The 21,365-nt window shown below is 55.4% G+C and carries 15 protein-coding genes; 11 read left to right on the top strand and 4 right to left on the bottom strand.

The window, feature by feature from the left end:
- Window positions 1-106 precede the first annotated feature (106 nt).
- Complete coding sequence (locus tag BLO43_RS01640) at window positions 107-3,238, top strand: AAA family ATPase (protein ID WP_090905406.1); 3,132 nt, start codon at window positions 107-109, stop codon at window positions 3,236-3,238.
- Window positions 3,239-3,472: 234 nt separating this feature from the next.
- Here the strand turns inward: BLO43_RS01640 and BLO43_RS01635 are convergent, their stop codons facing one another.
- The 4 genes from BLO43_RS01635 to BLO43_RS01620 form a co-directional block, all read right to left on the bottom strand.
- Window positions 3,473-3,931: a hypothetical protein gene (locus tag BLO43_RS01635; RefSeq protein WP_175443814.1), complete on the bottom strand. Its 459-nt coding sequence runs from the start codon at window positions 3,929-3,931 to the stop codon at window positions 3,473-3,475.
- Window positions 3,932-4,173: 242 nt separating this feature from the next.
- A complete protein-coding gene (locus BLO43_RS01630; RefSeq protein ID WP_090905404.1) occupies window positions 4,174-4,830 on the bottom strand; it encodes a response regulator transcription factor in 657 nt (218 codons plus the stop codon).
- A gap of 12 nt (window positions 4,831-4,842) precedes the next feature.
- Window positions 4,843-6,636 carry a sensor histidine kinase gene (locus BLO43_RS01625; RefSeq protein WP_090905402.1) on the bottom strand — a complete coding sequence of 598 codons (1,794 nt, stop codon included), beginning with the start codon at window positions 6,634-6,636 and terminating at the stop codon, window positions 4,843-4,845.
- 246 nt (window positions 6,637-6,882) lie between these two features.
- Window positions 6,883-8,850 (bottom strand): DNA repair helicase YoaA, encoded by a 1,968-nt coding sequence (locus tag BLO43_RS01620; protein ID WP_090905833.1) that lies wholly within the window; start codon window positions 8,848-8,850, stop codon window positions 6,883-6,885.
- A gap of 204 nt (window positions 8,851-9,054) precedes the next feature.
- Here BLO43_RS01620 and BLO43_RS01615 point away from each other — a divergent pair, with 204 nt between their 5' ends.
- From BLO43_RS01615 to BLO43_RS01570, 10 genes are all read left to right on the top strand, one after another.
- Complete coding sequence (locus BLO43_RS01615; RefSeq protein ID WP_139149211.1) at window positions 9,055-9,390, top strand: hypothetical protein; 336 nt, start codon at window positions 9,055-9,057, stop codon at window positions 9,388-9,390.
- A 175-nt stretch (window positions 9,391-9,565) separates the two neighbouring features.
- On the top strand, window positions 9,566-10,066 hold the full coding sequence (locus BLO43_RS01610; protein ID WP_090905397.1) for a copper-binding protein: 501 nt from the start codon (window positions 9,566-9,568) through the stop codon (window positions 10,064-10,066).
- Window positions 10,066-11,451 (top strand): TolC family protein, encoded by a 1,386-nt coding sequence (locus tag BLO43_RS01605; RefSeq protein WP_090905395.1) that lies wholly within the window; start codon window positions 10,066-10,068, stop codon window positions 11,449-11,451. The genes BLO43_RS01610 and BLO43_RS01605 overlap by 1 nt, the downstream gene beginning before the upstream one ends.
- Window positions 11,448-13,022, top strand: a complete 1,575-nt coding sequence (locus tag BLO43_RS01600) for an efflux RND transporter periplasmic adaptor subunit (RefSeq protein ID WP_090905393.1) — start codon at window positions 11,448-11,450, stop codon at window positions 13,020-13,022. Before BLO43_RS01605 ends, BLO43_RS01600 begins: the two co-directional genes overlap by 4 nt.
- 1 nt (window position 13,023) lies before the next feature.
- Complete coding sequence (locus BLO43_RS01595) at window positions 13,024-16,149, top strand: efflux RND transporter permease subunit (protein ID WP_090905391.1); 3,126 nt, start codon at window positions 13,024-13,026, stop codon at window positions 16,147-16,149.
- 402 nt (window positions 16,150-16,551) lie between these two features.
- The gene (locus tag BLO43_RS01590) at window positions 16,552-18,774 is read left to right on the top strand and encodes a copper-transporting P-type ATPase (protein WP_090905389.1); all 2,223 of its coding nucleotides are present in this window, start codon (window positions 16,552-16,554) and stop codon (window positions 18,772-18,774) included.
- Between the two features lie 304 nt (window positions 18,775-19,078).
- On the top strand, window positions 19,079-19,435 hold the full coding sequence (locus BLO43_RS01585; protein ID WP_090905387.1) for a hypothetical protein: 357 nt from the start codon (window positions 19,079-19,081) through the stop codon (window positions 19,433-19,435).
- Window positions 19,436-19,610: 175 nt separating this feature from the next.
- Complete coding sequence (locus BLO43_RS01580) at window positions 19,611-19,973, top strand: MTH938/NDUFAF3 family protein (protein ID WP_090905832.1); 363 nt, start codon at window positions 19,611-19,613, stop codon at window positions 19,971-19,973.
- Window positions 19,960-20,226, top strand: coding sequence for a GDCCVxC domain-containing (seleno)protein (locus BLO43_RS17130; RefSeq protein WP_302847658.1), 267 nt, complete (start codon window positions 19,960-19,962; stop codon window positions 20,224-20,226). The genes BLO43_RS01580 and BLO43_RS17130 overlap by 14 nt, the downstream gene beginning before the upstream one ends.
- Before the next feature lie 82 nt (window positions 20,227-20,308).
- Window positions 20,309-21,319, top strand: coding sequence for a 2-hydroxyacid dehydrogenase (locus tag BLO43_RS01570; RefSeq protein ID WP_090905385.1), 1,011 nt, complete (start codon window positions 20,309-20,311; stop codon window positions 21,317-21,319).
- Window positions 21,320-21,365 lie beyond the last annotated feature (46 nt).

Below are 21,365 nucleotides of genomic sequence, written 5' to 3'. Positions count from 1 at the left end.
GGGCTCATCCCGAAGATACGGGTCAGATATCAAAAAATATTGTTATTAATTAGACTACTAACCTAGTAAATAAGCGGTCAACTGCCGGATTTAGGATAATACCCATATGGATACCGGAATTCAGACAAGCTATTGGAAGTTCCATTCCTTCAGGCTGGATAAGGCCAACGCCATACTTTGGCATGATGATCAAGTGGTGCCCTTGCGGCCCAAAAATTTTGCCGCGTTATGCTACCTGATTGAGCGGCATGGGCAACTGGTGACGAAGAACGAGTTGCTGGATAGCGTGTGGCAGCATCGCCATGTCGGTGAATCGGTGCTGAAAGTGTGCATCAATGAGTTGCGGCAGGCCCTCGGAGACGATGCCCGTGCGCCAGTCTATCTCGTAACGGTGGCGCGACGCGGCTACCGCTTCATCGCCCCCGTTACCGAGATCAACTCATCAGAAAAAACGGGAGAATTTGCGGAAAAATTCCCTGCCGGCATTCGCCGCGCAACTCCGCCAGGTAACAGAGCAAACTGGTGGATCGGCCGTGAAACGGCTCAGGCCCAATTGCTGGCTATCTGGCAGCATTCGCTGAAGGGTCTGCGCCAGATTGCTTTCCTGACAGGCGAACCGGGAATCGGCAAAACGACCCTGATCGAAATGTTTCTCAACGAGATAAGCAATGATGCCCCGCTGGTTTTACGCATGCGCTGTGTGGAACATTTTGGTCAGGGTGAGGCACTGCTTCCAATGATTGAAGCTATCGAAAAGCATTGTCGCGCGCCGGAAGGCGTCAAAATGATCGAGCTATTGCATCGTCATGCGCCGATCTGGCTTGCACAGCTACCATCGGTACTGCAACCCGAAGAACGAGAAGCTCTTCAACGTGAAATCTTTGGCGCGAGCCGGGAGCGCATGATACGCGAGGGATGCGAGCTACTGGAAACCTTGAGCAAGGATGCTCCCTTGATTCTCGTGCTGGAGGATCTCCATTGGAGCGATCACGCAACATTGGACTTTCTCGGTTTGCTGGCACGGCGAAGCGAGTCCGCAGCCCTGCTGGTATTGGCGAGCTATCGGCCGGTCGATGCCGCCTTGCAGGCACATTCCGTAGCATTGGTCCACCGTGAATTGCAGTTACGGGAGATGAGTTGTGAGATTGCCATTGATCCGTTCTCTGCGGACGAGGTTAAAGACTACCTTACCCGGCGTTTCCCCGCCATGGAAATGCCCGACTCGGTGAGTCAGGCCCTTTTTGCCAGGACGGGAGGGCATCCGCTATTCGTTTCCAATCTGATCGAATATCTGGTAAATCAGCACCAGCATTGGCCTTCTGCACGAGAGCTAATGGTGGATAAGGCACTCCCGGATACTATCCGGCGTGTGATCGAACGCGAAATCGAACGATTAAGCCCTGATGAACGGCGTGTGCTGGATGTCGCCAGCGTGATAGGGTCGCACTTTTCGGTGATATTGCTTGGTGCGGTGCTCGATATGGAGATTACCGACGTAGACCGCTGCTGCGATGCCTTGGTCAGGCGCGGCCAGATCCTGCTTCCAGACGGCATGGAGCAGGATTCGCAGGGCGATGTTGTCGGCCACTATGCGTTCCGCCATGCCTTGTACGTCGAAGTGCTCTATCAGCGGTTTGCTCCTGGCCAGATCATCCGATTACATTTGCGTATTGGTGAATGTCTGGAGAAGGTGCATGGCAGGCTGAACCTGAAACATGCCGCAGAATTGGCCTTGCATTTTGAAAAAGGGTGGGATTGGATTCGAGCGGTTCACTATCTGACGTTATCAGCCGCTAACGCCGCGCATCGTTTCGCCAATCACCAAGCCTGTGACTACCTGGTGCGTGCGTTGGGCATGATTGACCAGTTGCCGGCAGGACAGCAGGTGGAAACACGCATAGACCTCCTGAAGCAATCGTCAGCAATAAGACGCTCGCTGGGTGATATGGCCGGCGCTAAAGCCGACTTGGAAAATATGCTTGCCACGGCCAGAACCTCGGGAAGTTCCCGGGCAGAGGTTCTGGCACTTATCGAACTGAGCCGTGTGCTGGTATGGCTGGACCGCCGTCAATGTCTGGAATTGGCGGAACAAGCATTGGTGCGTAGTAAAGATCTTGATGACAAGATTCTTCAATCGGTGGTCCAGGGCATGTGGGGTGGACTGAATTTATTATTTGGTCAATGGCGCGACGACTGTGCCAGTGCGTGCCGCGAAGCCATGGATGTTGCCCGGGCCAGCGCAAATCCTCAGTTACTGCACGCCCGGCTGACACAGCATATCTATATCGAATTGCTGGCTTCGCGTTACAGGAGTGCCTGGGCAACAGCTGAAGAAGCCCTGGCGTTATCGCGCACACTGGGTGATGGTTACATGTTTATAGTTGGACACTACTACTGCGGATTGGCTTTGCTGCATCTGGGCGAATGGCAAAAATTGCGCAAGGTTGCGGAGGAGAGCAGGCGTGCATTCGAATCCAACTGCAACGATGCAAACTTACCGCTCCGTTTGCATCGTCAGATCATGATGGCCTGGCTGCATGTGGAAGCCTGCGATTTTGCAGGTGCCAAAACCTATTGTGAAGAAGCCCCATCGGAGAATTCCGGACCTTGGGCTACCTATATCTCGGCTCATTTTTCGGCCATACGTGGAAGGGCACTACTCGGACTCGGGGACTACAAGGGAGCGATTCGATGTTTTGAATTTTTTTTTCAGGCGGAGAAAAACGAATCGTTGCCCCTCTCCCGCAACTATTCCTTCCCAGCCTGCCAGGGAGCCTGCGAAGCCTGGCTATCGCTGGGAGAATTCGGAAAAGCGCGTCATTACGCCCAGCGGTTGCACGACCTTTCAGCTGGCGCGCCAGAGAACACCTATCTCGCGCTCAGCTATTCCCTTTTTGCCGAAATCGCCATAAAGGAAAATGTGCTGGATGAAGCGGATTCACAAATTGCGGAGGCACTCGCTATTGTGGAGAGCACGGAAATTCCGCTTGCTGCCTGGCGCGCATATGCCACAGCTGCGAAATTTTACCATCTGCGGGGTGAAGCACTCAGGGCTAATGAATGCGAATTTAAAAAGCAAAGCGCAGTGGAAAAACTGCTCGCCTCACTTCAAGACGCTGACCCGCTGCGCAAGCATTTATCGAATTTTGTCGAAATGAATACGCTTTGTGGGTATCGTGTTCAGAAAAGAAATAACGGCACTTCTTCGCATGGCAATATATTCTGCGATGCAGTGTGATTTCCTCCGCAAACCCTAACTTCGGGAATTGGGCAGGGTGAAGCAGGTGTGTGATTTTTTGGGGTACAGGGAAAGGTGCGATGTCACAGAATGCCCATTCCATTTCAAGGCGTTGTGAGCAACGAAATTATGTACCACAAAAACTGTGCAATTCATCTCGTAGCGGCCTCACCCGGAAGGTGAGAGTCAAATAGTACGAGATTGTCTGATCAGTGTGGTCAACCGCCGAATTAGTTAAATCCGGTCTTTAGGATCTGATCCGACCTTGGCCTTGTTTTCCCGATTCCGCTGGCCCGGTATTTCCGCGGGAGCGGCGTAATCGCGCTTCGCAAGCTCGGATGCCATTCTCTGGTGAAAAGCAGCCTGATGTATGTTTTCCTCCGCAGCTTGCTGATATTTGTTCAGCAAGGCCCAGGTACGTGATTGGATATCTTGCGCCTGTCTACCATAGAGATAGCTTTTTTCTTCATAATGCTGCAGCAATTTCTTTTGCTCTTCCGCTTTTACCTGTATTTCTTTGGCCGTATTTGCATATTGCTTTGCCAGATTTTCATGATCGGCATAGGTTCTGGCATTCTGTGCAGCCTTGTTAATATCATCACTCTGCTTTTCGAGAGGCCCCATCTGTGCGCAGGAAGCCAATAGACCCAACGTGGACAGGACCGCAATAAATGTTCCTAACCTTGTTTTCATGATAGTAATGAACCCGGATAGAATTAAAATTATCCTAACTCAGTCCACACTATTGAGTAATTAGGGAAACCCTGGTTTTATACTAGGGGAAACCCTTAGGTCACATTTCCATGGAAAAAGTGACTAATGTAAATGTAGGCACGCTATGAGGAAAACCAGCCGGACTTCCTGTCGCCCTGAAATAAATCAGACCTCGTGAAAAATACGGGTTCCAGCCTGTAGCTGAGGCAATGGCACTGCTGTTATTGTGCCTCGGAAATCCAGTGAGTGGCGTAACGTATCAAATCGGCACCATCTCTCAAATTCAGTTTGGTACGAATATTGAAGCGATGCGTTTCAATAGTTTTGATACTGCGGCTAAGCAACCTGGCAATTTCCTGACTGCTATGCCCGGATCCGATCAAATGCAGCACTTCAAACTCACTGGGGGTCAGGCTGTTGATCAACGGTTCAGGCTCCGAATTTCCGGTCGCAACCCGATTCAACAGCCTGGCGTGCATCTGCTTGCTCAGATAAACATTTCCCTTTAACACCTCGCGGATAGCGGATACCAGCACTTCACCCGGCTCTTGCTTCATCACATAGCCCCGCGCACCGGCCCGCAAAGCACGTTCCGCATATGCGCCTTCGTCATGCATGGAGACGACTAGTACGGGTAGTGCGGGGATCAGGTTGTGCATACTTTTTATGACTTCAAAACCGGAGAGGGTCTTGAGAGACACATCCATTAAAACGATGTCGGCATGGTGTCCCGACTTGAGTGTGGCCAGCGCTTCGTCGCCATCGCCGGCCTCGGCAAATACCTCCATATCCGATTCAAGATTAATGAGCATCGCCATGCCATGCCGCAACATGGCATGATCGTCCACCAGCATTACTTGTGCTTTCAAGGCCAACATACTGAGAAACTCCTAAACTATTCGCATTTCCAGCCGCACTTCCACTCCCCCTTCCGCACGCGACAGGAATTCCAGCATCGCGCCATGCTGTCTGGCGCGATATTGCATAATTTTAATACCCATTCCCGGCGTCACTCCATGTTTTGTATCCGTACCGGCAAAGCCGCTGCCATTATCGCTTATCGACAGGTGGAGCATCTCTTCTTCGACGGCCAGCAAAATTGCCACATGTTGCGCGCCACCATGACGTATTGCATTGTTGGTGGCCTCCTGGACAATCCGGTAAAGATTGAGCGCAAGGTCCTTATCCTTGATAAGGACTTCATTTTCGCATACAAAATCACAAGTAATCTTATAGGTAATTGCGATTCTCGATGCAAATGCCCGCAACGCGGCCGTCAGGCCATTGGTCTCCAGTTCAAACGGAAGCAACCCCTGTGCGATCTGTTTGCATTGCATCACGGCGACCTGTGCCTGTGTCGCGATGGAAGCGGCGACCGTTGCCGCATCCTCACACGACGATGTGGCTATCTTTTTTTCCAGGGCCTTGGCTTGATAGCTGATCGCCGCGATCTGCTGCCCGAGATTATCGTGCAATTCCTGCCCGATCAGCCGCTGCTGTTCTTCCGCTATGGAAACCAGTGCTTGCTCCAGGCGTTTGCGCTCGAGCCATCGCTCCAGATCGCTCGCGACCGCGTCGATGAGCCGCTGCTCTTCGGGCACCAGGAATGGCTTGTCTTCGGGATAGAACACGCGCAACTGGCCGCAGGGTTTATTATTGGCGCTAATTTTCGCCTGCAGCTCGTGCGTAAGGCCTTGGCCATGATTCTCCGAGGTGAAACGCCTGCCATCGAGTTCGATTAGGGCGGTGGCAATTTCCGGGAATTGCATAGCGGGTATCAGGTATTCAAAAATATGCCGGCAAGCATTATCCACCGATAATTCCAGCCCCATGCCACGGCGAATCTCGTAGAGACAGGTGATTTCCTTCAGACGCTCATGCAGCGCCTCATCGATCTGTTTGCGCTCAAGCCATTTTTCCAGATCGCTTGCGACCGCGTCGATGAGCCGCTGCTCTTCGGGCACCAGGAACGGCTTGTCTTCGGGATAGAACACGCGCAACTGCCCGCAGGTTTTGTGGTTGACGCTAATCTTCGACTGTAGCTCATGCGTAAGGCCCTGGCCGTGATTTTCGGAAGTGAAGCGCTTGCCATCGAGTTCGATCATGGCGGTGGCAATTTCCGGGAACTGCATGGCAGGTATGAGGTGTTCGAAAATATTCTGGCAGACATTATCCACCGATAATTCCAGCCCCATGCCACGGCGAATCTCGTAGAGACAGGTGATTTCCTTCAGGCGCTCACGCAGCGCCCCATCGATCTGTTTGCGCTCAAGCCACTTTTCCAGATCGCTCGCGACAGTGTCGATAAGCCGCTGCTCTTCCGGCATCAGGAATGGCTTGTCTTCCGGATAGAACACGCGTAATTGACCACGTAATTCGTCGTTGGCGCTAATCTTCGACTGCAGCTCGTGCGTAAGGCCCTGACCATGATTCTCGGAGGTAAAGCGCCTGCCATCGAGCTCGATCATGGCGGTGGCAATCTCCGGAAACTGCATGGCAGGTATCAAGTGTTCGAAAATGTTCTGGCAGACAATCTCCACCGATAATTCCAGCCCCATGCCACGGCGAATCTCATAGAGACAGGTGATCTCCTTGAGACGCTCGCGCAGTGCCTGACCCGCGCTTGCAGGCTCTTCTGTCGCAGGACGGACCGCGTCTGTGGAGCTTTTATCTTTGCAGGCCATTGAGGATTTTTATCGTTCGATCAATCTGATGTTTTTCGCCCGGTCCGTGGTCGCAACCGCAATCATCCGCTAGTCTCGTTCACCAAAGCATCGTCGCGAGAGTACTAAGTTGCCAAGTTTATCCTAAATCCAGCCTGTAACGAACTAATTATTAAAGGTAAAGGTGGCGTGACCCAAGAAATCTGTGTGGATCATGACGCCAATCTAATAAATGAGCGGTCTACGGCCAGTTCGAGTTTACATTGGTCATTCACTTCGAGCGAACTCATCACTTCTCGTAAAGAATTCCTCCACTTCCAGCAACTCGCGTGTACGCTTCATCGGTGGCAAGCTTTGCCAGATCCTTTTGCCGTAGGCTTTGGTGATGAGACGCGGGTCACAGATCATCAGCACGCCACGGTCGGTCTCATCGCGGATCAACCGTCCCGCTCCCTGTTTGAGGTTGATGACGGCGCGCGGCAGTTGGTACTCCATGAAAGCATTACGTCCTTCCTTGTTGATTTTTTCGATGCGCGCGGAGAGTACCGGGTCGTCCGGGGGGGCAAAAGGCAGTTTGTCGATCACCACCAGCGACAACGCCTCGCCGCGCACGTCCACACCTTCCCAGAAAGACTGGCTGCCGATCAACACGGCATTGCCCATCTTGCGGAAGCGTTCCAGCATATGGGAGCGCGAACCCTGGCCTTGCAGCAGTATCGGATAATCAAGTTTCTCGCGTTCGAATGCCACCATCAGCAATTCGTGCACGCGCTGCATCGCTCGCAGACTGGTGCACAGGAAAAATGCGCGACCGCGGCTCGCTTTCAATACCGGCAGAGCCGCCTTCACCACTTCTTGCGTATATTCCCGGCTGCTCGGTTCTGGCAAACCTGCTGGCACATAAAGCAGGGCCTGATTAGCGAAATCGAACGGGCTTTCCCAGCAGGCGGATTGCGCGGCATTCGGCGCCGTGCTCAAACCCATTTCATTGTTGTAATGCGAGAAATCACCTTTCACCGATAACGTGGCGGAGGTAAAAACCCAGGCGCGTGGCGAACCGCTCAGCTGCTTGTTGAATATTTCCGCGATGGACAGCGGGGTGGCATTGAGTTGCAGCGCGTGGCTGAATACTTCCACCCAGCGCACGAACCCTTCGGCTTCGGCCTGATCGCGCCAGCGCTTTATATCGCCGGCGATTTCACGCGCACGTTGCCAGCAATTTTCCAACCCCTCCGAGCGCTCCGCCTGGCTTTCCAGCATTGCCGCCAGCGCATCCAGCTTATCCAGCAACTCATTCAACGCGCCACCAAATTTCGCGTTTTGCATCACCACAGCCAGCGGCATGCGTGTATTCTCGCCTTCGATAGTCAGGCGCAAATCACGCGCCGCTTTCTCCATTGCCGCAATGGCCGGGGGCAGGGCGGTGAAATCCTTCGCGCCCAGCAACGCTTCGGCCTCCGTGTCGCGAGCAAGCTCCAGCAATTGACTGGTGCTCACTGATTCGCCGAAAAACAGGCTGGCGGTTTCGGGCAACTGGTGAGCTTCGTCGAATATCACCGTGTTGCAGGCGGGCAGCAGTTCCGACAATCCTTCATCACGCAGCATCACATCGGCGAAAAAGAGATGATGGTTGACGACCACCACATCCGCCGCAAGCGCCTGTTTGCGCGCCTCCATGACGAAACAATTTTTATAGTTTGGGCAATCGGAACCGAGACAATTGTCGCGCGTTGAAGTCACCCGTTGCCAGACCTCCGCGTTTTCAGGCACCTCGCTCAAACCGCTTTTATCGCCGCTTCGGGTAACACCCGCGTAATGCTCGATCAGCTTCAGATACTTCGCTTCCTCGCGGCTGGCGAAGCTTGCGCGCCCATCCTGCAATGTGCGCTCCAGATTATAGTGGCAGACATAGTTGGCTCGCCCCTTCAATAACGCCACGGTGACAGGTGCCTTGAGCGCGTTCCGCACGGTAGGAATGTCCCGACTGAAGAGCTGGTCTTGCAGGTTTTTGGTACCGGTGGAAATAATCACCTTGCCCCCCGCCAGCAACGCCGGCACCAGATAGGCAAAGGTTTTACCTGTACCGGTACCCGCTTCGGCAACCAGGATGGTATTGGTGGCGATGGTACCCGCAATGGCCTGTGCCATTTCGAGTTGCTGCGCGCGCATGCGATAACCCGGCACAGTCTTGGCAAGCGGGCCGGCAGAAGCAAAAAATGAATCGATATCAGGCATGGAGGAGGGTGAGACAATGGGTACCATGATAGTGCAAGATCTTGTATTTATCCAATTTTGTACTCCCGATGACTAAAGGGGGATATAGGCGCCGGAACTAAAATAGAACGATCCCCTCTTACAGACAGCTTGCCCCCCACAGGAAAAGTCACCTATACTGAGCCAATCATGGTGTCCGGACGAAAACTTTTACTGGTTTCAATCATGCTGTGGCTCCCACTGCAAGGTGCGATCGCCGCCATCATGCCTTTGTGCGTACAAGCGAAACAAATGGGTACCAGCCTTGATATTCCAGCGGTTACTGCCCCTTGCGACCTTCATGATGATGGCGAGGAGGTTTCGACGACGCACAGCGCGCCCGATAACATGACCTCCAATCTTCCGTGTGAGAGCCTCCCTTGCTACGCAAGTTTCAGCACGCTGCTTCCCGCAACATACGCCTCGTTGATTTCCACCGGCGGCTCCTCTTATGCCGTCGCTTTTGATTCCCGCTTTACTTCCGCCATCCTGCAGCAACCGCAGCATCCCCCTCTCGCTTAATTCTTCGACAGAAGAAATCCGCCTGTAACAAGGGCAATCAATCGCCTTATCTGCATTAGCTCGACGCCCGGCGTCATGCTTTTTGCATAAATTCACCAGGCGGCACACTGAACCCGCTATTCAATATCACTAAACCGATAGTGCGGTGGTTACGAGATTTTTTAAGGAGGTCAGGATGAATATCCCATTCTCAGTTGCATCGCAACTGGCGCTGGCTCTTGCAGGCATGCCTGCGCTAGCACTTGCAGGCCAAATCGCCCAGCCAGTTCCAGTTGATCCGGCGCCGTCTGCTTCTTTGACTCAGTCCGGGCAAGCAGTTTCCGATGAGCGGTCTTCTCCAAAGCAGAAACCAATATTGGGAAAAGACGAACGCACAGTCATTGCGGGTGTGGCCGAAAGCGCGACATCTGCGAATCTCATCCCTGCGAAGGGAGTCGTGCTACATGTGGATCAGGCCAAAGCCACGGTAAAGATAGATCATGACCCTATTCCCGCACTGGGTTGGCCACGGATGACTATGTCATTTCGTCTCAAGGAGCACACATTAGCCAGCACTGTGAAGGAAGGCAATGCGGTGGAATTTTTCCTGGAAAAATCGGGTTCAGATTACATCATCGTGAAATTCCGGATGCAGGCTCCTATAAGGACAAAAGAGACAAAAGGGGGTTTGCAGTGATGCGCGGCGAAACCGTTGCCCTAGTCCTGGTGCTTGCCGGGGCAATGATTTCAGTCAATGCGCAAGCCGAAGATCCAGGGCATGCCCATGCGGAAGGAGGGTCACGGACTTTCGCTGCCGCTCCGCCGAAAGCCTCTGCAACGAGCAGTACCCATCAGTCCACTCTCCTGACTTCCCTGGTTTCGGAAGCCCTGGAGAACAACCCGGAAATTCAGGCCGCACTACGGGAACGCGACGCCGCCAGCCAGCGGATTGCACCTGCGGAAGCACTTGATGACCCAGTACTCGAAGCAGGGCTGGTCAACGCGCCCCTGACATCGTCGACTTTGAACCGCGAAGACATGACCATGAAAATGATTGGCCTGTCCCAGCGCCTGCCATTCCCGGGTAAACGGGGTTTGCGCAAGGATGTCGCCGCCCAGGATGCGCAGAGCGTCGGCTACGGTTACCAGGAAACCATGAACCGAGTGGCACGCGACATCAAGATCGCTTATTTCGATCTGGGGCTTACGCTCGAAATGACCCGGCTGGTCGAGAAAAACAAGCTGATCCTGGAGGATCTTCTGCACATTGCCGAGAAACACTACGGGGTAGGCCTGGGAAGCCAGGCCGATGCACTGAAGGCACAGACACAGGTATCCAGAATGCTGGATGAACTGCTCAGGCTTGCGCGCGAACGGCCGACGATCGAAGCAGAGCTCATTCGCGCGCTTGGCCGCAATGCAGCGGTTGCAGCGCCGGAACCGGAACCGCCGCAACTGCGGGAAGAGACCTTGACGCTGGAATCGCTGCGCGAAACCGCTCTTTCGCAGCGGCCGCAATTGCTGGCGCTGCGAAGTATCGTGGCACGTAACGAAAAAGCGCTGGACCTGGCCCGCAGAAATTACTACCCCGACTTCGATGTACGCCTGGCATACGGTCAACGCGACAACATGCTGGACGGCACCCGGCGCCCCGATATGGTTACCCTGACGGTGGCGGTCAACCTGCCGGTGTGGCGGGAAAACAAGCTCGCGCCGCGCGTCGCGGAAGCCTTGGCGAAGCGCGATCAGGCCCAGAGCCTGCATGAGGCGCAGCGCAATGAAGTGACCGCCAGTCTGCGCCAGCAGACAGCGATGGCTGAGCAAAGCCTGAAATCGGCACGGCTCTACCAGACCGCCATCCTGCCGCAGGCCCGGTTGACGGTTGAATCGGCGTTGGCCGCCTACCGGGTTAATCGCGTCGACTTCCTCACGCTGCTCGACAGCCAGATGACGGTGTTCAACTATGAAATCAGCTTAGTGACAGCCATGGCCAGCTACAACAAGGCGCTTGCGGAAATCGATTTGCTCATCGGCAAGCCGCCGGCACCAGGCGGCCTCTCCCTATCAGCGGAGCCCCTATGAAAACAACTGCCAAATTGATGGCGGTTATCGCCTTGGCCGCTGCAATGCTGGCCGCAGGTTATTGGTGGGGTAACACCCAATCCGGGCCTTCAGCGGCTAATCCGCCCAAAACCTTGATACCCGATCGCAAGATTCTCTACTACCGCAACCCGATGGGCCACCCTGATACTTCGCCGGTGCCAAAGAAAGACTCCATGGGGATGGACTACCTGCCGGTGTACGAGGGTGAAGCGGCCCCATCCGATGTAGTGACGATCAGTACCGAAAAAATACAAAAACTGGGGGTGAGAACCGAGATCGCCGCGCTGCGGGAGCTCACTCGTACCGTACGGGCCGTAGCGACAGTACAGGCGGACGAACGTTGGCTATACACCGTGGCGCCCAAGTTCGAGGGCTGGATCCAGCGGCTCTATGTCAATACCACCGGCCAGGCAGTGAAAAAAGGCGAGCCGCTGATGGATGTGTACAGTCCCGAGCTGATCACGGCGCAACATGAATACTCTATCGCCAGGAAGGGATTGAAGTCGGTCGAGGATAGCAGCCCGGATGTCCAGGGTGGAATACAACGGCTGGCGGAGAGCGCCTTGCAGAGGCTGCGTAACTGGGACATTTCGGAGTCCGACTTGCAAACCCTGCAGCAGAAGGGTGAGATCGGACAGACCATCACCTTGCGTTCCCCAGTGAGCGGCGTGGTGCTGGAAAAGCCTGCCATCCAGGGGATGCGCTTCATGCCCGGAGAGGTGCTGTACCGGATTTCAGATCTTTCCAGGGTATGGATGCTGGCAGACGTGTTTGAACAGGACTTGGCCATGGTGCATCGCGGGCAAACAGCCACCATCAGGATTGATGCGTATCCGGACAAAATATTTAACGGCGAGGTGACGTTCATCTATCCCACGGTGATGCCGGAGACCCGCACCGCCAAAGTGCGTATTGAGCTATCCAATAACGAAGGTCTGCTCAAGCCAGCCATGTACGGAAGAGTCGAGTTTGCTTCATCCCACCGCAAAGATAAAGTGCTTACCGTACCCGACTCGGCAGTGCTTGACACCGGCACGCGACGGCTGGTGCTGGTTGCTCTCGGCGAAGGCCGCTTCGAGCCGCGCACGGTAAAACTCGGCATGCATGCCGATGGCTACGCTGAAGTACTGGGGGGACTTGCCGCCGGGGAAGCGGTTGTGGTCAGCGCGAACTTTCTGATCGATGCCGAGAGTAACCTCAAGGCGGCACTGGGCGGCTTCGGCCATCATCCCTCAGGTTCTACGCTTGGCGAGAATGGGCAGGCCAGGTCCGGCGCATCTGTGGCAGCATCTGCACGGGTGACGCATCGCGGCGAGGGCAGGATTGAAGCGATGGATTGGGCGCATGCCACGGTAACCATTGCCCATGATCCGATTACCAGCCTTAATTGGCCCGCAATGACCATGGACTTCCGTGCCACGGATCCGGCATTGCTGCAGCCATTGAAGCCCGGTCAGAAGGTTGATTTCGAGATGATTGAGGAGCCGGCTGGCGAATATGTCATCGTTCGCATCCAATCGGTAGGCGCCAGCAAGCCGCGGGGGCACTGACATGCTGGGCCGCATAATCGAATGGTCCGCCCGCAACGTGTTCCTCGTGTTGCTGACGACAGCGCTCGTTATCGGTGTGGGTATCTATGCCGTTATTCGCACGCCACTGGACGCGATTCCCGATCTCTCGGATGTGCAGGTCATCATCTATACCGAGTACCCTGGGCAGGCGCCGCAGGTAGTGGAAGATCAGGTTACCTATCCCCTGAGCACGGCCATGCTGGCCGTGCCGAAATCCAGGGTGGTGCGCGGCCTGTCGGTATTTGGAGCCTCCTTTATCTACGTCATTTTCGAGGACAACACTGATATCTACTGGGCACGGAGCCGGGTACTCGAATACCTCAATTTTGCGGCCGGGCGCATGCCGCGCGGCGTCACCCCCACTTTGGGGCCGGATGCCACGGGGGTCGGGTGGGTGTATCAGTATGTTGTCGTGGCAGCCCAGCATACGCTCGCGGAACTGCGCACCATACAGGACTGGTTTGTGCGTTATCAGCTGACCAAGGCTCAGGGCGTCGCAGAGGTGGCGAGCGTGGGTGGATTCGTCAAAACCTATCAAGTCACGGTGGAGCCACGCAAGCTGCAGGCTTACGGCATACCTCTCAACACGGTCGCCGCAGTGATCCGCGCCAGCAATCGAGACGTAGGCGGACGGGTGATCGAGATGGCGGAAACCGAATACGTGGTGCGTGGCCGAGGCTACCTGCGCGGGATAGCCGACATTGAAAATCTTGTGCTCAAGGCACAAGAAGGCACGCCTGTGCTGATTCGCGACGTGGCGCGTGTCGAACTGGCGCCGGACGAACGGCGCGGGATCGCGGAATTGAACGGTGAAGGTGAAGTGGTCGCCGGGATCGCCGTGGCCCGCTACGGACAAAACGCGCTTGACGTCATCGACAACCTGAAAAGCAAGATCGCGGAAATCGCCAGCGGATTACCGGAGGGTGTGTCGTTGCAGACGGTTTACGACCGTTCGGACCTGATCCATCGTGCCATCGACAATCTGAAACGAGTCCTGATCGAGGAAAGCATCGTGGTAGGCGTGGTCTGCATTATATTTCTCATGCATGCGAGGAGCGCGCTGGTTGCTATCGTCATGCTGCCCATCGGCGTACTCATTGCGCTCACCACCATGCACATGATGGGACTCAATTCCAATATCATGAGCCTGGGTGGCATCGCCATCGCCATCGGCGCCATGGTGGATGCCGCAATCGTCATGATCGAGAATGCCCACAAACATCTGGAGCGCGCGCCCCCGAACGCGCCGCGCCTGCAAATCATGATTGATGCGTGCCGCGAGGTGGGGCCCGCATTGTTCTTCAGTCTGCTGATCATCACGGTTTCATTCCTGCCGGTGTTCACCCTGGAGGCACAGGAAGGGCGCATGTTCGCACCGCTGGCCTATACCAAAACTTTTGCGATGGCGGGCGCGGCGCTACTGTCGATCACGCTGGTGCCGGTACTGATGTTTCTTTTCATCCGCGGCAAGATCATGCCCGAGCAGAAAAATCCCGTTAACCGCTTTCTAATATGGATTTACCGCCCCGTCATCGCCTGGGTCATGCGCTGGAAGAAACTCACCATTGTAATGGCCCTGATCACGCTTGTACTTTCGATATTCCCGGCGATGAAACTGGGCAGTGAGTTCATGCCGGTGTTGAACGAGGGAAGCCTGTTGTTTATGCCGATTACACTACCGGCGTTGTCGGTCACAAAATCCGCGGAGTTATTGCAGACCCAGGACAAAATCATCAAGATCTTCCCCGAGGTCGAATCGGTATTCGGCAAAGCCGGCCGCGCCAATACGGCCACTGACCCGGCCCCGCTGGAGATGGCCGAGACGGTCATCAACCTGAAACCGGAAAGTGAATGGCGCACCGGCATGACCATCGACAAACTGATTGCCGAACTAGACCAGGCACTGCAGATACCGGGGGTGAGCAATGCCTGGACCATGCCGATCAAGAACCGGATCGACATGCTCGCCACCGGCATCCGCACACCGATCGGCATCAAAGTGTTCGGTAAGGATCTGGGCGAAATGGAGGAGCTCGCCAGGCAGATCGAGGCTGTCGTGAAAACGGTGCCTGGAACCACCAGTGCTTATGCGGAACGCACGACCGGCGGCTACTACCTCGATATCGAGCCCGACCGTTTGGCGCTCGCCCGTTATGGACTGGCGGTCGGCGATCTGCTGGAAGTGATTTCGGTGGCACTGGGGAGCGAAATGCTGACGACCACGGTGGAGGGCCGCGAGCGCTTCGGTGTCACCGTGCGTTATCCGCGTGAACTGCGGCAGGATCCCCTGGCCATCGCTACGCAGATCCTGGTGCCCCTCCCAAATGGGGGCATGATCCCGCTGGGTCAGGTTGCCAGCGTCAAAACAGTCAAGGCGCCCCCAAGCATACGCACCGAGAACGCGCTGCTCTCGGCGTATATCTTCGTCGACATTCGCAATCGCGATATCGGCGGTTACGTGGCCGAGGCGCAGAAGGCGGTAGAGGAGCAGGTGAAATTTCCACCTGGATACTACGCGACATGGAGTGGTCAGTTCGAGTATATGGAACGAGCCGAGCAGAAGCTGAAAGTGGTCATACCCCTTACCTTGGTGATAATTTTTCTGCTTCTCTACCTTAATTTCAGGCGGCTTACCGAAACCCTCATCGTCATGCTGTCAGTGCCCTTTTCGCTGGTGGGTGGCGTCTGGCTGATGTGGTTGCTTGGCTACAATCTCAGTGTCGCGGTAGGCGTAGGCTTCATTGCGCTCGCAGGCGTTGCCGCCGAGACGGGCGTCGTGATGCTGATCTATCTCGATCATGCCTGGGAAGCCATCAGGAAGCAACGCGCGGCCACGGGCAGTAAGCCGTCGGTCACCGATTTGTACGCTGCTGTCATGGAGGGCGCGGTCGAGCGCGTGCGGCCAAAGATGATGACCGTGGTGGCGATCATGGCAGGACTGCTGCCAATCATGTGGAGCAGCGGCACCGGCTCCGAAGTGATGCGGCGCATAGCCGCGCCCATGGTCGGGGGCATGGTGTCCTCAACCTTGCTTACCCTGATCGTCATCCCCGCGATCTACGCGCTGGTGAAGGAATGGAGTCTGCGCAAGCAAGAGGAAATATGATATGTCTAAATGAGCATGCTGCTGTGTCGCTAACGTACCTTGGAGAAATACGTCGGCTCGCACGTGGAATCAATCAGCAAACGATTGGGCGATTTTCTCGGATGGCTCTGTAGTGTCGCAGGCGTAGATACTCTGTTCGCTGTCAACGATATTTTTATTTTTTTATTTATGCAAGCACATTGCCCTACACCTACTTCCCCTTTACACCGTTATTCCCGCTTTCGCGGGAATAACGAAGTTTTTCTAGGATGGGTGGAGCAAAGCGCAACCCATCAATCTGCCTGGCAATACAATAATTTCCGAAAATTGTCCAAATAGTAAAAGCTGGTCTAATATGAATTAGAGTAGCCCAAAATTCTATTCTATAACGCGATTTCACCGAAATTCAGAAATGAATCAGGCATGAATCCTACCCATCCATCACACGCTCACGATCATCGGCACGACCACTTGCCGCGCGGTCACCCGCACACGGATGCCACACCGCCGGCACCCACCAAGGCGACGGCGGAAGCCCAATGGACCTGCCCCATGCACCCCGAAATCCTGCGGGATGCGCCGGGCGATTGCCCCATCTGCGGCATGGCGCTGGTACCTGTCGCAGGCACAGGCGGCGGGAAAGCCGATGATTCCGAATTGCGCGACCTCGCGCGCCGATTATGGATCGGCATTGCCTTGTCGCTCCCGCTGGTGGTGCTCGCAATGGCGCCCATGATCGGCATTCATGAACCATTCGGACTCCAGCCGCATTCACGCAGCTGGGTCGAATTCTCGCTGGGTACGCCCGTGGTGCTGTGGGTTGGCTGGCCGATCCTGCGCAAATTCTGGCTTTCGCTCGTGCGTCGCGCGCTCAACATGTATACGCTGATCGGTCTGGGAGTTGGGTTCGCCTATCTCTTCAGCCTCGCGGCGGTGCTCATGCCCGGCTGGTTTCCGCCGGAGTTCCGCGCGCACGATGGCGCGGTGGGAATTTATTTCGAGGCGGCCGCGGTTATCGTAACGCTGGTGACACTCGGCGACTATCTTCAGTCGCGGGCGATGGGCCAGACCAGCCGGGCAATTCAGCAGCTGCTCAAGCTCGCGCCCAACCAGGCGTGGCGTTTAAGCGACGATGGAGCGGAGGAACAAGTGCCGCTCGAGGCCGTAACCGTAGGCAACCGGCTGCGCGTCAAACCGGGAGAAAAAATTCCTGTCGACGGGACGGTACTTGAAGGCTCGAGCCGGGTGGATGAATCCATGATTACGGGCGAACCGGTGCCGGTGGCCAAGGCGCCGGGCGACAAGGTCACCGGCGCAACCATGAATAGCAATGGCTCGCTGGTTATCCGCGCCGAGCGCGTGGGTGCGGACACGCTGCTGGCGCGTATCGTCCATATGGTCGGGGAAGCGCAGCGCACCCGCGCCCCCATCCAGAGGCTTGCGGATGTCATTGCGGCGTATTTCGTCCAGGCTGTCATCGCCATCGCTATCCTTACCGCGCTTGCATGGTGGTTTCTCGGTCCGGAACCGAGATTTGCCTATGCGTTTCTCAATGCCATCGCCGTTCTCATCATCGCCTGCCCCTGCGCCGTCGGTCTTGCCACCCCCATTTCGATGACCGTCGCGATGGGGCAGGGCGCGCGGGTGGGCATCCTGTTCCGCAATGCCGACGCGATCGAGCGCATGCGCGATGTCGATACCGTAGTAATCGACAAGACCGGCACGCTGACGCTGGGGCGCCCCGCGTTGACTGATTTTATCACCGAGGGGTTTGCGCACGACGAAGCGCTCGCGCTCGTCGCGAGCGTGGAGCAGCTTTCCGAACATCCTATCGGGCTTGCAATCCTTGAGGGTGCAAAAGCGCGAGGCTTGACACCACGTCCGGCGGAAGCTTTCGATGCCATCAACGGCCTTGGCGTGCAAGCCGATATCGGTGGCAAGCGCGTGCTGGTCGGCAGCCGCAATTTTCTCGCACAGCATGGTGTGAATACGCAGGACTGGGACTCGCGTGCGGAAACCTGGCGCACGGAATCCAAAACCGTGGTGTTCTTCGCCATCGACGGTATTGCCGCTGGCATCGCCGCGGTTGCTGACCCGATCAAGGAAAGTACGCCGGAGGCTATCGCAGGGCTTCGAAATCTGGGTGTGCATATCGTCATGCTTACCGGCGATTCGCGGCGCACAGCCGATGCGGTTGCGCGGCAACTCGGCATCGATGAAGTATTGGCTGAAGTACTGCCCGAGGACAAGGCTGGCCATGTGAAGCGCCTCCAGGCCGAGGGGCGCACGGTAGCGATGGCGGGTGATGGCATCAATGATGCGCCCGCGCTGGCTCAGGCCGAAGTCGGCATCGCGATGGGCACCGGCACCGACGTGGCAATGGAAAGCGCGGCGATTACGCTGGTCAAGGGTGACCTGCGTGGCATTGAACGGGCTATCGTGCTGTCACGCGCCACCATGCGCAACATCCGGCAGAACCTTGCCTTTGCCTTCGGTTATAACGCGCTTGGCATCCCGCTGGCTGCCGGTGTGCTGTACCCGGCTTTCGGGTTGCTGCTGTCGCCGATGTTCGCCGGCGCCGCCATGGCGACGAGCTCGGTATCCGTTGTCACCAATGCTTTGCGCCTTAATCGTATCAAGTTATGAAATGCCGTCATAAATTCCATTGTATTATCCTAGATCCAGCAGTTGGACAGGGTAGAGTGTGCGGTTTTTGGGGTGCAGGGCAAGGCGCAACGACGCGGAATGGTCATTCCATTCCAAGGAGTTGCAACGCAGCCATGTGCCGCAAGAACCGCGCAATCCACCCTGTAGCGACCCACCATAAAGGTGAAGGTCAAGTAGAGAAAATGGTGTTTGTCGATCATAGCGTTAAATTGAAAGATAAGCGGTCAACTGCTGGATTTAGGATTCTTACTTCTTCATACCAACCCCACCACGGAGGTACATCATGAAAGTCAAAAACGTCTTCGTTATTCTGGCTACTCTCGGCTTGTTGGCATCCTGTGCGAATATCGATCATCACCCGATGGACATGACAAGTGCCGTTCGGAACGCCAAAACTAAAGCAGATCATAATGCACTGGCGAAGCACTATGAGGATGCGGCACAAAAAATGCAGGCAAAGGTAAAAGCACAAGAAAATCAGCTTGCGGAGTATGAGGCACATGGTTCTTACTATGGCCGGCAAACTGAAGATCTGAAAGAGCATACCCGAGCCTTGGCACGCCTCTATCAGGAGGCAGCGGATACTAATATGAATATGGCGAAATCCCATCGCCAGATGGCGGAGCAGGCCAAGGAATGACGCTGGGCAAGGAGTTCCGGGATGAATTCTACGGAAGGTGGGACCGGATCGATAAAGACGGAACGCTTGCCACCGCATGACGTCCAACCCTTTCATCGAGCGGACCCTCTCCGGCCTGCGGCCTCTGCGGTCCGCTCATATCGAACATCAGGCGCAAACGACAGGAGTAGTTATCATGAAACCTAGAATTGACGGTACCAAATTTGGCTCCATCACTATAGATGGGTCTGATATCGAACATGATGTTCTCATCCGGCTTTCAGGTGAGATCAAGAAGAGAAAGAAAAAGCTATCCAAGGCAGTGTTCGGCACATCTCATACCATCTCACTCGACGAGGCTGAGCATATATTCGAAAAGGGGGCAGAACGGCTGATCATTGGCTCAGGCCACGATGGCAATGTAACGCTCTCTAAAGAAGCATCCGAATATTTCAAGAAAGAGGAGGTTCGGGTTGATCTCTCACCCACCCCCGAAGCCATTCACCATTGGAACAAGGCTAAAGGCTCAACCATTGGACTTTTTCATGTCACTTGCTGAGTTCCGCCAAGATCGATCCTTACCGCCTGATACGTGCCTTCATGATGCGCCCATCCTGGAATCGGTGCTGACCTGCCCGCGTTGCGGATATGCCAAACGGGAGATAATGCCGATAGATGCCTGCCAGTTTTATTATGAATGCACTGGCTGCAAGGCGCTGCTGCGCCCTCATCCCGGCGACTGCTGTGTATTTTGTTCCTTCGGGACGGTTAAATGTCCGCCGGTTCAGGCACAATCCGGCTGCTGCGGATAAGGCAGCTTTCTCCCAAAGTCCGGCTGAGGCATTCAGCGTTGATTGTTCGTGCAGCCGCAAGTGGAGCCAATAAGGAGCCTGAATGAAGGTTGCTGTTTGTAGTGCACAGTCCTATGACCGTCAATTTTTGCTGGCTGCCAATCGTGAGATCGGGCATGAGTTGATGTTTTTTGATTCGCACCTGTGCGAGGAAACGCGCCAGATGGTGGCAGATTTTCCCGCCGTGTGTGTATTTGTCAACGACACGCTGAATGCCGCGGTGCTGCAAACGTTGGCGGCGCAGGGCACACGTCTGATCGCGCTGCGCTGTGCGGGCTTCAATAATGTGGATATCCAGGCGGCCAATAACCTGGGGCTTCGTGTAGTGCGAGTTCCCGCCTATTCACCGCATTCGGTAGCGGAGCATAGTGTGGGACTGATGCTCGCGCTCAATCGGCATCTTCACCAGGCCTATAATCGTGTGCGCAACGGCAACTTCGCTTTGCAAGGGCTACTCGGCTTCGAATTACGCGGAAAAACCGCCGGTATTGTCGGTACAGGGCGCATCGGCGCCGCAGTCGCGCGAATACTGCATGGTTTCGGTTGCCGCCTGGTCGCCCATGATTCGCAAGAAAGTCCGGAATGTATCAGTCTGGGTGTGGAATATGTTCCGCTGGAGCAACTTTATGCGGACAGCGACATCATCACCCTGCATTGTCCGCTCAACTGGCAAACTCATCATTTAATCGATAGGGCGGCGATTACGCGCATGAAGCGCGGCGTAATGCTGATCAACACCAGCCGGGGTGCGGTGATTGATACGCTGGCGGTGGTTGAAGGACTGAAATCTTCAAAAATCGGCTGCCTGGGATTGGATGTGTATGAGCAGGAAGGTGACTTGTTCTTTAAGGATCTGTCCGATCAAGTGAGACAGGATGATGTGTTCGAACGCCTGCTGACTTTTCCGAATGTGCTGATTACCGGACATCAGGGATTCTTTACCGCTGAAGCGTTGTCCAGCATCGCGCAAACCACTCTGCAAAACATCAGCGTGTTCGAGCGCGACGGGGTATGCCAGAATGAAGTGACGGCTGAGTTGCTACACGCAGATTAGCAATAACTCATATCTTATAGCTCATATTCCCAGCAATAGCAGTAGA

The organism is Nitrosospira sp. Nsp13 (genome assembly GCF_900101945.1).
GTDB classification, from domain to species: Bacteria; Pseudomonadota; Gammaproteobacteria; order Burkholderiales; family Nitrosomonadaceae; genus Nitrosospira; species Nitrosospira multiformis_D.
This window is presented reverse-complemented; position numbering and strand designations above follow the sequence as displayed.